The 15282-nt window shown below is 55.1% G+C and carries 13 protein-coding genes; 3 read left to right on the top strand and 10 right to left on the bottom strand.

What is annotated here, in order from left to right; all coding sequences use genetic code 11:
* Nucleotides 1-11 precede the first annotated feature (11 nt).
* Nucleotides 12-881, top strand: coding sequence for an alpha/beta fold hydrolase (locus tag AC6I8I_RS23040; protein ID WP_497828774.1), 870 nt, complete (start codon nt 12-14; stop codon nt 879-881).
* Nucleotides 882-1140: 259 nt separating this feature from the next.
* Here the strand turns inward: AC6I8I_RS23040 and AC6I8I_RS23035 are convergent, their stop codons facing one another.
* From AC6I8I_RS23035 to AC6I8I_RS23015, 5 genes are read right to left on the bottom strand one after another with little or no spacing between them, the layout of a single operon-like run.
* On the bottom strand, nt 1141-1920 hold the full coding sequence (locus AC6I8I_RS23035) for an SDR family oxidoreductase (RefSeq protein ID WP_497828773.1): 780 nt from the start codon (nt 1918-1920) through the stop codon (nt 1141-1143).
* A gap of 10 nt (nt 1921-1930) precedes the next feature.
* Nucleotides 1931-3010, bottom strand: coding sequence for a M24 family metallopeptidase (locus AC6I8I_RS23030; RefSeq protein WP_312757699.1), 1080 nt, complete (start codon nt 3008-3010; stop codon nt 1931-1933).
* On the bottom strand, nt 3010-4626 hold the full coding sequence (locus AC6I8I_RS23025) for a GMC family oxidoreductase (RefSeq protein WP_497828772.1): 1617 nt from the start codon (nt 4624-4626) through the stop codon (nt 3010-3012). The genes AC6I8I_RS23030 and AC6I8I_RS23025 overlap by 1 nt, the downstream gene beginning before the upstream one ends.
* 10 nt (nt 4627-4636) lie before the next feature.
* The gene (locus tag AC6I8I_RS23020) at nt 4637-5956 is read right to left on the bottom strand and encodes an MFS transporter (protein ID WP_312055521.1); all 1320 of its coding nucleotides are present in this window, start codon (nt 5954-5956) and stop codon (nt 4637-4639) included.
* Between the two features lie 25 nt (nt 5957-5981).
* Nucleotides 5982-6818 (bottom strand): MBL fold metallo-hydrolase, encoded by an 837-nt coding sequence (locus AC6I8I_RS23015; protein WP_497828771.1) that lies wholly within the window; start codon nt 6816-6818, stop codon nt 5982-5984.
* A 128-nt stretch (nt 6819-6946) separates the two neighbouring features.
* On the opposite strand from AC6I8I_RS23015, the gene AC6I8I_RS23010 reads away from it, so the two are divergent.
* Together AC6I8I_RS23010 and AC6I8I_RS23005 are read left to right on the top strand one after the other, a co-directional pair.
* On the top strand, nt 6947-8119 hold the full coding sequence (locus tag AC6I8I_RS23010; RefSeq protein ID WP_312055519.1) for an ROK family protein: 1173 nt from the start codon (nt 6947-6949) through the stop codon (nt 8117-8119).
* Between the two features lie 101 nt (nt 8120-8220).
* A complete protein-coding gene (locus AC6I8I_RS23005) occupies nt 8221-9654 on the top strand; it encodes a sugar porter family MFS transporter (RefSeq protein WP_312055518.1) in 1434 nt (477 codons plus the stop codon).
* Between the two features lie 187 nt (nt 9655-9841).
* Here AC6I8I_RS23005 and AC6I8I_RS23000 read toward each other — a convergent pair whose 3' ends face one another.
* From AC6I8I_RS23000 to dgoR, 5 genes are all read right to left on the bottom strand, one after another.
* Nucleotides 9842-11179, bottom strand: coding sequence for an MFS transporter (locus tag AC6I8I_RS23000; protein WP_312055517.1), 1338 nt, complete (start codon nt 11177-11179; stop codon nt 9842-9844).
* Nucleotides 11180-11262: 83 nt separating this feature from the next.
* A complete protein-coding gene (gene dgoD, locus AC6I8I_RS22995; protein WP_312757689.1) occupies nt 11263-12411 on the bottom strand; it encodes a galactonate dehydratase in 1149 nt (382 codons plus the stop codon).
* Complete coding sequence (locus AC6I8I_RS22990; protein WP_312055515.1) at nt 12408-13025, bottom strand: 2-dehydro-3-deoxy-6-phosphogalactonate aldolase; 618 nt, start codon at nt 13023-13025, stop codon at nt 12408-12410. The genes dgoD and AC6I8I_RS22990 overlap by 4 nt, the downstream gene beginning before the upstream one ends.
* On the bottom strand, nt 13009-13884 hold the full coding sequence (locus tag AC6I8I_RS22985) for a 2-dehydro-3-deoxygalactonokinase (RefSeq protein WP_497828770.1): 876 nt from the start codon (nt 13882-13884) through the stop codon (nt 13009-13011). Before AC6I8I_RS22985 ends, AC6I8I_RS22990 begins: the two co-directional genes overlap by 17 nt.
* Entirely contained in the window at nt 13881-14570 is a 690-nt protein-coding gene (dgoR, locus tag AC6I8I_RS22980; protein ID WP_312055513.1) for a D-galactonate utilization transcriptional regulator DgoR, read from the bottom strand. The genes AC6I8I_RS22985 and dgoR overlap by 4 nt, the downstream gene beginning before the upstream one ends.
* Between the last annotated feature and the right edge of the window lie 712 nt (nt 14571-15282).

The following is a 15282-nucleotide window of genomic DNA, read 5'->3' as shown; positions in this document are numbered from 1 at the left end:
GGAGCAAATCAATGCAACACAATCCGCACTACCAGCATCACTTTGCCAGCGTGGAAGCGCTGCGCCTCCATTATCTCAGCGCCGGACGCGAAAACGCGGAGGTGGTGGTTCTGCTGGCTGGATTTCCGCAAAGCAGCTATGCGTGGCGCGAAGTCATTCCCCGGCTGGCTAGTCGTTTTCGGGTGATCGCACCGGATCTGCCCGGGCAGGGTGACTCTGATTTTCCGGCAGACGGATATGACACTGACAGCATAGCGCAGCGGGTAATGGCGCTGTTACAGCAGCTCGGCATCACGCGCTTTCATCTGGCGGGACACGATATCGGTGCCTGGGTCGCCTGGTCGCTGGCGGCGCAGTTTCCGCAGCACGTCAGTCGGCTGGCGCTGCTGGATGGCGGCATTCCGGGCATTACGCTGCCTGACTCGCTGCCCGTGGCCGGCGGTAATGCCTGGAAAACCTGGCATTTCGCCTTCCACTGCGTCAGCGATCTGCCGGAAGCGCTGATTGCCGGCCGGGAGGCGATCTACCTGGACTGGTTCTTTAACCGTAAAGCGGCCAGTCCGCAGCGGATAGATGCGGCGGCGCGCGCCGAATATCTGCGCCTGTATCAGCAGCCCGGCGCGCTGCGGGCCGGGCTGGCTTACTACCGGGCGGTTGAGCAGTCGGCCGGCCAGAATCGCCAGCGCGCGCAGGCCGGAAAGCTGGCGCTGCCGCTGCTGGCGGTCAGTGCCGATCAGGGATCGATACCGGATATGGCGACCCCGCTGCGCGCCGTGGCTGAGCAGGTCAGCGGGGCGGTTATCGGGGAATGCGGGCATTTTATTCCCGACGAACAGCCGGAAAAACTGGCGGAAATATTAACGGATTTTTTTTCTCACTGATCCGCTAAGCGGGTAACCGTGGCAGTGTGCCTGCCGTATCGCCTCAGGCCGCCAGCGGGGCTGCTGATATCCTGAGACAGGAAATAATCCAGCCAGCTGACAGCAGAGTTGAAACGGCGCAGAGCGGACCGTTCACGCCAGTCGATTGCCGGATAACCTGCCCGGTGGTTTTTTTCACCTTCAGCACTGACCCTACGCGTTAGGTATAACAGCAATCGTGACAACCGCCAGGGTGAACGCCATCGCTGTTATGCTGTTTTTATTCGTGATAAATCTGGCTACGCCCGCCATCGATCAGAATATCGGTGGCGTTGATAAAGCGTGCTTCGTCAGATGCCAGAAACAACGCAGTGTACGCAACTTCGCTCGGTTCACCGATGCGTTTACACGGCAGTAATGCCGCCTGACGCTCGCGTTCGGCCTGCGGGTCCGCACAGCTGGCCAGCCACGCTTCGGCTGCGGGCGTCATTATCAGTCCGGGCGAAATACTATTGATGCGGATACCCTGTGCGGCATATTCGACCCCCAGAGAGCGGGTCAGACCAATCAAACCGTGCTTCGCCACCGGATAAGGAAATGCGCCAGGGATGATTTTATGTCCGTGCACCGACGCGACGTTCACAATGTTTCCGTACTGGCGTGCCAGCATCCCCGGCAGCACGCTGCGGATCAGGTTGTAAGGACCTTTCAGATTGGTCGCCATGCAACGCTGCCACTCTTCCTCTTCCAGCGCCAGCGGATCGCGAAACACGTTAATGCCTGCGCAGTTAATGAGAATATCTATGTGACCCAAGGTTTGCTGTGCCTGCTGCACGGCGCTCTGCACCTGTTGCGGCTGTGTGACATCAGCTTCAACGGCAACACAGCGTTTTTTGTGCTGGTGTTGCAGTCGGCTAGCCAGTGCCTCGGTTACGTCGCTATCGAGATCAAGCAACGCTACGCTGGCGCCTTCGCGAACAAACAGCTCGGCAATTGCACTGCCGATACCGCTCCCTGCGCCGGTAATAAGGGCTGTTTTATTGGGTAATCGTTCAGACATAGTCGCGTCCTTATGATGATGTCGGTAAAACCAGCCAGTCGGCGAGCCGGAATGTCTGCTCGCCACGCTGGAGCGTGATCAGCGGCCAGCTGTCAGTTCGCGTCAGCGCCTGAAGGCCCGGTTGATTAATTAAAAATGTGTCTTCGCTTTTTACACCGCTCAGGGTCGGGTTCCACGCCACAGCAGTATGATTTTGTACCTCACCCTGCGTTTCAGGCGTAACAATCCAGTCGCGACAGCCATAGCCTGCCGGGCCGCCCTGATGATGTTGACGCCAGGCATCGGCGTAGCCATGTTGTTGATACGCTTTTGCAATGTCGCTAAACAGTGCTGCCCAGCTGCGCGGTGGCTGAGTTGCCGCCAGCATATCGGCATGGATATTGATCAGCGACAGGAAGCGCTGGCGCAGGGAAGCATCGGGTTCACCGATCTGGACCATGCGTGAAAGACTGACGTGCAGACCGTGTCGCTCTGCTCCCAGCGTAATCAGCATCTGGCGTTTCAGCTTCTTCTGTGTTGGCACCGGGTGCTTAAAAGCGGCGATGCGCTCATCGGCCGCGACCAGGGTACAAACCGGGCGGATACCGCACGACAGGCAGGCCGCCGCTATAGCCGCTTCTGCCTCGTATTCCGTTACGCCAGCGCGCAACTGACGTGCCACATCTTCGACAATTCTGGCCGTTTCTGCGCCTAACGCCTGAAAACGCTCTCTTTCCTGCTGATTCAGCCCCTGGCGAAGCACGATCATTTTTTGCTGAATATCTGCTGTGGCAGCAATGGCGGTATCACTGCCAATATTGCCGCCAGGCAACACTGTGCGCAGTGACTGATACCAGGGGTAATGTTGTGTGGCGCAGGAAAACGGCAGCGGCTCCTCAGCAACAATGCGCGGCAGTTCGTTATCCGGTGCGAATAACAGAACATTATCGCGGGTAACCAGCAGGCTGGCGACACCGGTTTCGGCGCGCTCAACCACATAATAACTGGCTCCTTCTGTCAGCCAGGCGATGTTATCACGCCGCGTCAACAGCACCGCATCCAGCTGCCACTGATCCAGGGCGTTTTGCAGACGTAGCAGTTTTTCACTCATCAGGTGTTTCCTTCTAACAACAATTCAGCGGCGCGGTGTGCCACTGCCATCACAATCGCGTTGGTATTTCCGCTGATAATATTCGGCATCATTGAGGCATCAACCACGCGCAGCCGCTGCACGCCGCGCACACGCAGGTCATCAGTCAGCACTGCCAGCGGATCATCATCATGCCCCATCCGGCAGGTACCAACCGGGTGATAACCGGTCTTCACCATGCGTTTACAGTGCTCAGTAATCGCCTGTTCCGAGGTCACATCCGCGCCCGGAAAAATTTCCTGCCTGACCATGGCGGCAATCGGCGCAGTGGCTATCACCTGACGGGCAAAACGGAACCCGGCGAGGGTGCGGGCCAGATCTTCCGGATGACCAAAAATTTGCGTATCTATCACCGGAGGGGTGCTGGCTTTCGCATCCCGCAGTGTCACTTCTCCGGTAGCTTTGGGTCGTAACAGCAGCGAATTAACGGTAACGCCATGGCCCGGATCGGCACCCATCACATCGCGATCAAGGTAGACCGTCGGCACACAGAACATCTGAACCGTGGGCGTGGCACTGAAGTCGAGCGGATCAAAAAATGCGCAGGTTTCCACCCCGGTGGTTGTTACCGGGCCGGTTTTAAACAGCATGTATTGCAGACCCGCTTTGAACATCGGCCAGCCACGATCCTGGCCGTAATAACCGAATGCGCCTTTGGTGCTGGCAACGACCGGGACTTCGTAGTGGTCCTGCAGGTTTTTCCCCACGCCTGCCAGGTGATGGCGTAACGCGATACCGTGCTGCTCAAGTTGCTCCTGTGGACCGATGCCGGATAGCATCAGCAGCTTTGGCGTCTGATACGCGCCAGCGGCCAGTATCACTTCCTGTGACGTGCGCACCTGCTGCGACTCACCCTGTTTGCTGTAGCGCACGCCGCAGGCACTATCGCCGTCAAACAGAATCTCCTCAACCACTGCCTGGGTGACAATCGTCAGACGCTCATCCTGCCGCAGCGGATTGATGAACGCATCAACCACGCTACAGCGCTGTCGCGTCTGACCATTAATGGTGTGTTGCATAAAGCCGACGCCGAACGGGTTTCCCGTGTTGAAATCTGGCGTATAAGGAATGCCAAGCTGCTGCAGGGTCTTTACGTAAGCCCGGCTCAGCGGGCTAAAATGCCCGAGATGCGAGACTTTCATCGGGCCGCCAACGCCATGAAAAGGTGCACCGAGATGGTCGTTATCTTCAATAGCAGTGAAGTGCGGCAGCAGCGCGTCCCAGGACCAGTCGGTGCCCTGATTGCCCAGCGCACTGTTCCAGTCGGCGTAATCCTGCTTATGTCCGCGCATATACACCATGGCATTGACCGTTGAACCCCCACCCAGCACTTTGGCCTGCGGCACAATCACGCCACGACCATTGAGCTGTGGCTGATTTTCGGTCTGGTGCAGGGTCAGATATTTATCGCTGGCGAGAAACTTCATATAACCCGCCGGCATTTTCAGCAGCGGATGATATTCATCACTTCCTGCTTCCAGCAGCAGCACGCGCGCGTTGCCTTGCTGCACCAGGCGGGCTGCAACGATGCAGCCTGCGCTACCCCCGCCCACCACCACGTAATCAAACTCTTTCATAGGTCACTCTTTACTCCGAAACGACAGAATCTAAACGACGCAGACGCTGCGCGTTGGGGTTGTGCTGCTCGCCGGGATCAAGCGGGCTGAGCAGGTAACGCCAGGAAACGCCAGCGCTGACCAGATATAAAAATGCATACCCCCAAATCACGCCTGATGTACCGAACAGCGAATTAATGGCTGCATACAGCGCCGGACCAAAGAAGGTCGATAATCCGGCGGCAAAGCAATAAATTGCCATCGCATTGCCTTTGTCTTTCGGCTGGCAAAGGGAGGAGAACAGCGCGGCGGCAGGCACGTAGCCGCACAGCGTGATGCCGTACAGGCAGGCGCAGATTACGCTGAGAATAAAGCTGCCGTGGCTCCACAGCGGCACAAAGTACATCAGCATCATTGAGACACCCGAACCGAGGCCGCCAAACACGGTGAGCACCTTACGCCAGCCGATACGATCGCTGATTTTTCCGACTATCGGGTTAAAGCTCATCCCCACCAGTCCCATGATGGTAATCAGGCTGAGATACTCAGTCTGGGAAAAGCCAATCTGCTCGGTAAAAAATCCCGGCAGGAAGATGAAGAAGCCAAAGTAAGGTGTCGTATTGATGATGCGTACCACCGCGGCGGCGGCAATACGCGGCTCACGCCACAGAATATCAATGCCGCCCATCAGCGTGCGCCACGTACCCTGTTGCCGGTGCTCCTCATCCAGTAATGACTGATAACCACTGCGCTCTTTCAGCGCCAGCAACATCACCAGCAGACCGACAGTCACCAGCACAAGCGACAGCCAGAAAGTGGCGTATTCGCCAACCAGCTGAATTGAAAAGATCGCCACCAGCGAACCCAGCGTCGGCAGGCCGCCGGTAAATGCCAGCCAGAACCAGCCGGTGGCCGAGCCGCGCATGTTGGCAGGCGCCGCGGCCTGGATCCAGACCAGAAATGCGTAAGCAAACATCGGATAGGCGATGCCGCGTAAGCCATAGGTCAGCGCCAGCAGCAGCACGCTGTGCGAGGGCAGCGCGACGGCCAGAAACAGCACTTCGAACACAATCCAGATCAGGCCGCCAGCCAGCATAACTTTACGCGGACCAATGAGGGTTGAGAGCGAGCCCGCCAGCCAGGAACCCAGCGTGACGGTAACGCCGTAGAAGGCAATAACCGCTGCTGCAATATTGAGTGAGAAGCCATTTTTATGCAGGTAAGGCGCGAGATAGTTTGATTCAACTCCGTCGCCGATCATAAACAGCAGAACAGCGACGTAGCCCCAGGCCAGCGCCGGTGGAATACCGAGGCGTATCAGCCACGGATGGTTTGCAGATGATGTTGTCATTATATTTTTCCGGTAGGTATAGGTGTCAGCTCAGGTAGATAAAGCGTTCTCCCGGCATCAGCAGATGGAATTTTTTGCCGGGATAGCGAGTCAGCATGTCGTCAACAAACCAGGCGGGGTTGTCACGATTACAGCTGAAGAGGTCGTAATGGCAGGGAAGAAGTAATTCGCTGCCAAGTGCATGATTTAAATCCGCCGCGTCGCGGAAACTCATGTTAGGCATGATGCCCCGGGCCACACGGGCAGAGTCACCACCGTTTATCGGCAGCACGTTAATGGTGGGCTGAAGTTGCTGCATCTGTGCCCGTAGCTGTGGCGTCACCAGCGTGTCGCCGCTGTGCCAGAGACTGATGCCATCAGTGCTGATCAAGTAACCAAGGTAGCGATCGTTGCCCGCCTCGTCGTGTTCATACTCACTGTGCGCCGCCGCAATCGGTAATATGCTAAAACTGCCGATTTCGAAGCGCTGACCCGTTTTAGCTGGGCGGCGATTGCTTTTCGGCAGCCGGTGAATATCCGGTGCCGGCAGCCAGACCGGAAGATCGGGCGCGGCAAGGGCCAGCGGCTCAAGCGTTGCAAGGTCCATATGGTCGTCATGAAAATGGCTGATCAGCACCGCGTCACAGACGCTAAGCGCCTGCGGCGGCAGCACCGGCGGAAAATTCCGCACAAATTCGGTTTTAGGATCGTTGCGCTCAATGGCATCGCTCAGATAAGGGTCGATGGCCAGCATGTTGCCTGCCTGATTTTTGATTATCAGGCCTGCCTGACCAAGGCTCCAGATAGCCAGAGCCTGAGCAGGGACCTGGGTTTCGGACAGCTCATTCGCCAGTTCCTGAGCATTGCGTAACATAAAAGCCATAGTCATTTTCCTTCAACATGATAAGGCCGGACTCTAAAGCAATGGTTACAGCGAGGATGGCGTAACCATCACAGAAGTCAGTAAACAATGTTTAGTAAACTCTGGCTGACCCGAAGAAAGGAGGCAGGATGAAGCTGTCAGGACTTAATAATTCCCAGGTACGTAAACATAACAAGGCGTTGTTTATGCACCTGATGTGGCGGAATAAGCGGCTGAGCAAATCGCAGCTGGCACAGCTCAGTGGGTTAACCATTCCCGCTGCGAGTAAAATTTTGCAGGAGCTGCTGGATGAGAAGAAGGTGGAATATTCCAGCATGACGCTCAGCACACGCGGTAACAGCAGCGGCAGCTTTCAGTTGCCGTCAGAAGGTGCGTGGACGCTCTGTCTGTGCGTAAAGCCTTCCAGCATAGAGTTGCAGCTGGCAGATGCGCAGCTTGTCGCCCAGGGGGAATATCAGCAGATCGCTATCCATGCGCTTTCGCCCGAGCAGCTGCTGCTCGACATTGAAGGGGTATGGCGGCAAACCTGCAAACAGTGGCCGAAGCGACGCATTAACCTTGCCCTGGCGGTGCACGGTCAGGTCGATCCGGTTACCGGCGTCTCTCAGCATATGCCGCAGGCGCCCTGGAAAAGCCCGCTGCAGCTTAAGTTCCTGCTGGAAGAGAAACTGAATGTAGACGTGCGCGTCGATAACGATTGCGTCATGCTGGCGCTGGCGGAGAAGTGGCTGAACAGCAATGCACTCAGTGAATTCTGCGTGATTAACGTTGATTACGGCATCGGATCTTCCTTTGTCATCAACGGTGAAATATTCCGCGGTAATCTCTATGGCAGCGGTCAGATCGGACACACCATCATCGATCCGCATGGCAAACGCTGTAACTGCGGCCGTCAGGGCTGCCTGGAAACGGTCGCCTCGCTGAGTACGCTAAAGCAACTGGCGCAGCTCCGCGTCCCTGATGCGACATCGCCGACCAGCCGTGAATTACTGGCGGCATGGCAGGCTGGCGAGTCGTGGATCGTTGAGTGGGCTCAGCGCAGTGCAGAAGCGATTGGCATGAGTCTGTACAACTTCCTCAATACATTAAATATCAATCAGATATGGATTTATGGACGCAGTTGTACCTTCGGCGAAAGCTGGTTACGGACTATTGTCAGTCAGATTGACTTCAACCCTTTTGATCCACGCGATGCCCTGAAAAGCAAAGCCACGAATGTGCATTTTGGCCAGCTGGACCGCGCGCGTCAGGTTTTGGGTATTGGCTATTTATTTGTCGAAGCCGATCCTTCCGCAGCATAGATTACTAAACTCCTGTTACTAAAATCTGTGAAGACCTGAACTTTCACCTGCTGGTAACAGTGGTGATATAGCCGCACTTTGACCCTGTGCGGAGAATTCGCGTGAACAATAATCAAAACCTCAATATGCGTTACGTCTGGAGCATCTGCCTGGTAGCGGCCTGCGGCGGTTTGCTTTTTGGTTACGACTGGGTAGTCATCGGGGGCGCAAAACCCTTTTATGAAGCCTGGTTTGGTGTTACCGATCCGGCGATGTCGGGCTGGGCAATGAGTTCTGCGCTGGTTGGTTGTGTTTTCGGCGCACTGGTTTCAGGCTGGTTCGCCGATAAACTGGGACGCCGGATACCGCTGATTACCGCCGCTCTGCTGTTTGTGGTCTCCGCCATTGGCACCGCACTTGCCAGTAATTTTGAGATTTTTGTCTGGTGGCGAATTCTGGGCGGTGTGGGCATTGGGATTGCCTCGGCATTAAGCCCGATGTACATCGCTGAAATCAGCCCGAGCGCGAAGCGTGGGAAATTTGTTGCGGTTAATCAGCTCACCATTGTGATAGGTGTACTGGCCGCACAACTGATTAACCTGCTGATTGCCGATCCGGTGACAGGCGAAGCCTCCCAGGCCGCGCTGCGTGAAACCTGGAATGGTCAGTACGGCTGGCGCTGGATGTTCGCGTCGGCAGCGGTGCCTTCAGTGCTATTTTTAATGCTCATGATGTGGGTGCCGGAATCGCCACGCTGGTTAATGCTGGCCGGCAAAAACGATCGCGCACTGGCTACGCTGAGCAAAATCGGCTCATCTGGCTATGCGCAGCAAACGCTCCGGGAGATTGCCCATGCCATACATAATGATCGTCAGCAGACGCGCGCCAGCTTCGCCTCTCTTTCAGAACCCCGGGTACTGCCGATAATGATCACCGGCATCATACTGGCCGTTTTTCAGCAGTGGTGCGGCATTAACGTTATTTTCAATTACGCGCAGGAGATTTTTGCTTCGGCTGGCTTTGATATTAACGGTACGCTCAAATCCATTGTCGCAACCGGACTGATCAACCTTGTTGCCACCGTGCTGGCTCTGCCTCTGGTTGACCGTCTGGGTCGCCGTAAGTTAATGCTGATCGGTGCAGGTGGTCTGACGGTGTGCTATGCGCTGATTGCGGGTGCGTATACGCTGGGCATAACCGGCTGGCCCGTCCTGATTCTGGTGCTGGCAGCGATTGGCGTGTATGCCTTGACGCTGGCACCCGTAACCTGGGTGCTGCTGGCGGAAATCTTTCCGAACCGTATTCGTGGCCTTGCGATGTCAGTGGCAACCCTGGCACTGTGGATAGCCTGTTTCGTGCTGACCTACACTTTCCCGATTTTAAATGCCGGCCTCGGAGCCGCAGGCAGCTTTATGCTGTACGGGGTGATTTGCGCGGCAGGTTTCCTGTTTGTCGTGAAGCGAGTGCCAGAAACTAAAGGTAAATCGCTGGAGGAGCTTGAAGAACAGCTGTGTGGTAAAGCCCCCGTCGCCTCAAAGCAACGCATCGTTTCCTGACGTTAAGGGTGGCGAGCGGTAGATTCGACTGGATAAGCCGATGGTGACCAGAGCTTCAGCAGCATGCATCCATGAGTCGCTTTTCCGCATTAAGGGAAACAGGGGATAAAGCGCGGTAGCCGGGGTAACGGACTGCATCACGTGAGGTTGGTATAAGGCCTCACGGTGATGCAGTCCCTGCCAGGTATCAGCCTATTCGTTTCACATCCCCCACCAGCAGGATGTAGGAGAGCGCACCTATCAGCGCGACGGCCGCGATATAGATGAGAGCCGGACCAAAACCGTAATCCTGCGCCAGATAGCCGATAACCAGGGGAACGGTGATGCCGCCAAGACCACCGACGAAATTAAATACCCCCCCGGTCAACCCGATCAGACGCATCGGGGCCAGCGAAGAAACCAGCGACCAGGTTATTGATGCAAAACCATTACCGAAAAAGGCTACTGCCATCAGTATCATGATCCACATCGGGTCATTCGTGTAGTTCGCACCCATAATGCAGGTTGAGATCAGCAGACCACATATTATCGGGGTTTTACGCGCCACGCCCAGCGAGAAGCCTTTTTTAACCAGTTTATCCGCCAGCCAGCCAGAAAGCAGCACGCCGAAAAAAGCGGCCAGGAACGGAACCGTCGTCATAAAGCCGGCTTTAAGTGCGGTAATTCCTTTCTCCTGGGTAAGGTAATTCGGGAACCAGGTGAGAAAAAACCATAACGTCGAGGTCACGGCGAACTGTCCCAGATACACGCCCAGCAGTTTACGGTGGAATACCAGCTTCCAGTCGGCCTTGCTCAGTGGCTGACGCCCCTCTTTGACCAGCGGTGCATCGCCGTCAACCAGGCCGCCTCCGGCCTGAATATAATCCAGTTCGGCCTTACCGATCCCCTTCGTAAGACGGGGTGGCTGATAAACCCTGAACCAGACTAATGACCAGACAATACCGATACCGCCGGTGAGGATAAACACCCAGTGCCAGCTTAATAGTTCCTGAATCCAGATGAGCAGAGGCGTTAAAAAAGCCAGACCGACAAACTGGCCTGAAGTGAAAAAACCCACCGCGGATGCTCGCTCCTGTTCCGGGAACCAGCTTGTCACCATGCGATTATTGGTCGGGAAGGCGGGAGCCTCAAAAACGCCCGTAATGGCCCGCAGGCTAATCAGAGAAATCAGCCCGGTGGCGAATCCCTGCAGCAGGGTTGCAACTGACCATCCCAGGATAGCAATAAAGTAGGTCAGTCGTGAGCCGACCCGATCAAGAAACCAGCCGCCGGGGATCTGACATAAGGTATACAGCCAGGCAAAAGCGGAAAAAACATACCCCATTTCTGCTTTGGTAATACCGAACTCTTCCTGAATGTGTGCCGACGCTACCGCCAGGTTTGCCCGGTCGACGTAACAGATAACCACCGTAATAAAGATCATAAATAGCGTCAGATAACGACGACGCCCTGGTTTTTCAGCATTAATCGGAATATGCATCGCAATCTGTCTCCAGATTTTGGGCATAGCAAAGCCATTCACCATGCCCGGTAAATTACAGAGGGTGTGTTTTAGTTATTTAAAATTTACTACCCGGGAGCGCGTAAGCCCGGGTTACAGAGCAGGGATCACCATTCCGCGACGGAACCATCCGCATGTCGCCAGAGCGGATTACGCCAGTCCTGAGCAATTTTACTGAGCTTAATCACCTGGGCTTCATCAATTTCCACACCGAGACCCGGTTTAGTCAAAGGCTTAAAGAAACCGCCTTCCATGCTGAAATCTTCTTTATTTTTCACAAAGTCGAGCAGCTCTGCGCCCTGATTGTAATGAATACCCATGCTTTGCTCCTGGAATACCGCGTTGCGCGAAACAAAGTCGACATGAAGGCAGGCAGCAAGCGCAATCGGACCGAGCGGACAATGAGGTGCCAGCGCAACATCATAGGCTTCTGCCATGCCGGCAATTTTATAGCATTCAGTTATTCCCCCGGCATGCGACAGGTCGGGTTGTAAAATGGCCAGCCCTCCGGCTTCAAGCACTCTTTTGAATTCAAATCGCGAGAACATCCGCTCGCCCGCAGCGATAGGTATATGCGTCTGAGCCGCCAGTTTTGGATAATACTCAGCCTGCTCCGCCAGCACCGGCTCTTCAATAAATAACGGACGATAGGCTTCAAGTTCTTTTATCAATACTTTTGCCATCGGCGCGCTAACGCGTCCGTGGAAATCGAGACCGAACTCAATTTCATATCCGAACGCTTCGCGGATCTGGGCAACGGTATTGACCGCCGCGTCAATCTTGCGGTAATCGTCAATGATGCCAAGTTCTTCGCATCCGTTGAGTTTGAAAGTATCAAAACCAATTTCACGCAGTTTTTTTATGCCACCAATGACTTCCGCCGGACGGTCGCCGCCAACCCAGCTGTAAGCTTTGATTTTGTCGCGTACCAGTCCGCCCATTAACTGCCAGACCGGAGCATTCAGCACCTTACCTTTAATATCCCATAAGGCCTGGTCAATACCCGCAATGGCACTCATCAGAACTGGGCCGCCGCGATAAAAACCCCCGCGGTACATCACCTGCCATAAATCGTTTATCCGGGCGGGGTCCTGACCGATCAGGTATTCACTCAGTTCGTGTACGGCGGCCTCGACGGTGCGTGCCCGGCCTTCAATAACGGGTTCGCCCCAGCCGACCACACCTTCATCGGTCTCAATTTTCAAAAACATCCAGCGTGGGGGTAAACGATATGTGGTGAGTTTAGTTATTTTCACTTCACTGCCTCCTGATAAGCTTTAACAAATGCCGCTGCCTGCTGCGCGGTGCGCTCAACCGGTTGTCCGGCGCGATAGAGATCGCTGCCAAGCCCTGCTCCGGCACAGCCCGCATCAATCCACTCCGACAGATTTTCCGGGGTCACACCGCCAACGGCAAATACCGGTACGTCGTCGGGAAGAACGGCTTTAAGCGCTTTGATATAGGCCGGACCAAAGGCGGACGAGGGGAAAATTTTTAACGCCTGCGCACCCGCGTCCAGAGCGTTAAAGGCTTCGCTGGCCGTCGCGCAGCCAGGGCAGACGGTCATGCCAAGGTTCACGGCGTGGCGGATCAGTTCTGGCTGAATATTCGGCGTAACGATCAGCTTGCTGCCCATTCTGGCGAGCGTATCAACCTGCTCCGTCTTTAAAACCGTGCCCGCACCAATCAAAGCCCGTTCACCATACGCCTGCAGGATGAGGGGAATACTTTTTTCCCACTGCGGAGAGTTAAGCGGGATTTCCACCGCGTCAAATCCCGCGTCAATCACGGCGCCAACGTGCGCCAGAACCTCATCGGGCTTTATCCCACGCAAAATCGCGATGAGGGGAAGTTCAGTTTGCCATTGCATTAACGATGCTCCTTATTCCTGCCTGAAATGCGGTATCGCCTGAAATCGACGTCACCTGACGTCCAAGGGCGGTAAGCGCCTGTTGGTAACGTTTTGCCAGTGCGTCCCCGGCAACCACGGTAATCTGCTGTTCGCTAAAAAATGCGCTCATCGTCATCACCTCCGCGCCAATCAGCAGGCCTGATAAAAACTCGCTGACCTGCTCGGGCGGAAGACGTTTGAGTACGTGTGAAGCGCGAACTTCGAACAGTTCTGGCAGCAGGGCTGGCGTTGCCATCCCGCGCTCCAGACCGGCGGTAAAAGCAGCCTGTGAGCTTTGCTGCTCGGGTAAACCGGCGCCAATCAGTGAGTGATGCAGCAGTAAATGGTGCAGCTCACCGGTCATGACGGTCCTGAAATCACTGATTTGCCGATCGTCAGCCAGCACCCATTTACAGTGTGTTCCCGGCATAACGTAAACGGCAGCAGGGGCAAGGGTACGGGCACCGATCAGCTGGGTTTCTTCACCCCGCATAACGTTCTGGTTATCTTTTCTGTCAGCGCTCAGGCCGGGAATGATCCAGACGTTGTCGTCAACCTGGGTTAATTGCTCACCTATTGCCGAAAACTTAACCGGCAGCGGCAGGTACGGCGCTATTTTCCAGCCGACGTTGCTGCCTACCATTCCCGCCATGACAATGGGAGTGTCGTCATTGCGCCATGTTTGGGTGATCTCATTTAACACCGCTGGTGGAGATTTACCGTTCAGACGCGTTACGCCTGCCTCGGATTGCCGGCTCTGCAGACATTTTCCGTCCTCAAAGAGCCAGGCCCGCAGATTGGTCGATCCCCAGTCAACAGCAATATAGCGAGATGTCATGTAATGTCCTTCAACCTTGATGTTGAGCTGGCGATCATGGTCAATGCCGCCTGCTCTGCCGCCTCGCCGTCCTGATGCCGGATTGCATCGTACAGCGCTTTATGTTCCTGCAGTGTCTGGGGCATATTTGCCTCGTCTCCCTGCCATGTGCGTTCAAAAACCGCCCGCTGTAACGAACTCATCGCCACGCTAAGCTGCTCCAGTACCGGGTTATGTACCGACTGCAATACCGCTTCATGAAAGCGAATATCTGCTTCATTAAAGGCATCGCGGTGCTGGTTATTGGCAATCATCTCGTTCAGCGCTGACTCAATCTGCGCCAGATCGCTTGATGTCGCACGCTCTGCCGCCCAGCGTGCAATGGTGGGTTCGACCAGATTGCGGACTTCGCTCATCGCAGCAATCAGTTGCGGGTCGTGATCATTTTCAAGCACCCATTTCAGTACATCTGTATCAAGGTAGTTCCACTTATTACGCAAGGTCACATAAGCCCCACGGTGGCGCTTTAGTTCTATGAGGCGCTTGGCCATTAGCGAGCGAAACACTTCACGGATGATGTTGCGCGAGGTTTCAAACTCCACACACAGCTCAGTCTCAGTGGGCAGTGCTGCGCCAGGCAGATACTTGCCGCTGATAATCTGGCTGCCCAGCGAGATCACAATGCGGTCAGTTTTGTTGATAGTCATGGATGATCCTTTTTCTCTTTATTCCCATGTCTACTTTACCCTGAGCGCTGATTTTCACCTGCCTTTTGACCGGGAGAGTGTGAACCGTCTTAGTTAGCATGACGCAATGTAGTACAAAGTGGATGTGTTGTACTACAATGTGGATCACAAAAAGAACAGATGGCGGGTAAGACGATGAAAAAATTAACCGGGTTGGCGGTTTAATGAAGGGGGGTTGTCGTGATTTAAACCGTCAGCCTGGGCTGATTCTGGCGTTATCTTCACAATGCAGTCCTGCGGTGTCGGTCACTATTACCAGACACAACTGAGTCGTTTCGGCACTTCCGGCTGAGGTCTGATGGCATACGGTGCGGGCGATCCTGACTCTGGTGCGTCAGCTGAACCTGCTGCCTTAAAGGCGGGCGAAAAACGAGAAAGTGAATTGAGAACAGTGTTACCCGTTAAGACTGCGTTGCGCAGACACTCTTTGCCAAAAGGACCTGACTTATCTTTTCATAGCCAGCAAAGGGCTAAACGGTGATGTCAGACCGCTCAGGCAGGCCGGGAAAAATGCTGGACTATAAATCATCCGCAGGGCGGTGTAATCCGCGTGTTGCCTCCGTGGTGTCAACTCTCAGCGAAAAGCAGACATTAAAGAATTATTTTCAGTTGCTTTTATACATCCTGTTAAACCATCGGTAACCGACCAGCCCGCCATCTACAGCATATTGGC

It is taken from the genome of Pantoea sp. X-Soil-YNGN-775 (assembly GCF_059730575.1).
This window is presented reverse-complemented; position numbering and strand designations above follow the sequence as displayed.

What these genes read in the sequence shown, in the direction of transcription:
- AC6I8I_RS23040 (WP_497828774.1), top strand. Translation starts at nt 12, where the DNA reads ATGCAACACAATCCGCACTACCAGCATCACTTTGCCAGCGTGGAAGCG.
- AC6I8I_RS22985 (WP_497828770.1), bottom strand. Translation starts at nt 13,884, where the DNA reads ATGACATCTCGCTATATTGCTGTTGACTGGGGATCGACCAATCTGCGG.
- AC6I8I_RS23010 (WP_312055519.1), top strand. Translation starts at nt 6,947, where the DNA reads ATGAAGCTGTCAGGACTTAATAATTCCCAGGTACGTAAACATAACAAG.
- dgoR (WP_312055513.1), bottom strand. Translation starts at nt 14,570, where the DNA reads ATGACTATCAACAAAACTGACCGCATTGTGATCTCGCTGGGCAGCCAG.
- AC6I8I_RS23035 (WP_497828773.1), bottom strand. Translation starts at nt 1,920, where the DNA reads ATGTCTGAACGATTACCCAATAAAACAGCCCTTATTACCGGCGCAGGG.
- AC6I8I_RS23030 (WP_312757699.1), bottom strand. Translation starts at nt 3,010, where the DNA reads ATGAGTGAAAAACTGCTACGTCTGCAAAACGCCCTGGATCAGTGGCAG.
- AC6I8I_RS22990 (WP_312055515.1), bottom strand. Translation starts at nt 13,025, where the DNA reads ATGCAATGGCAAACTGAACTTCCCCTCATCGCGATTTTGCGTGGGATA.
- AC6I8I_RS23025 (WP_497828772.1), bottom strand. Translation starts at nt 4,626, where the DNA reads ATGAAAGAGTTTGATTACGTGGTGGTGGGCGGGGGTAGCGCAGGCTGC.
- AC6I8I_RS23015 (WP_497828771.1), bottom strand. Translation starts at nt 6,818, where the DNA reads ATGGCTTTTATGTTACGCAATGCTCAGGAACTGGCGAATGAGCTGTCC.
- AC6I8I_RS23020 (WP_312055521.1), bottom strand. Translation starts at nt 5,956, where the DNA reads ATGACAACATCATCTGCAAACCATCCGTGGCTGATACGCCTCGGTATT.
- AC6I8I_RS23000 (WP_312055517.1), bottom strand. Translation starts at nt 11,179, where the DNA reads ATGGTGAATGGCTTTGCTATGCCCAAAATCTGGAGACAGATTGCGATG.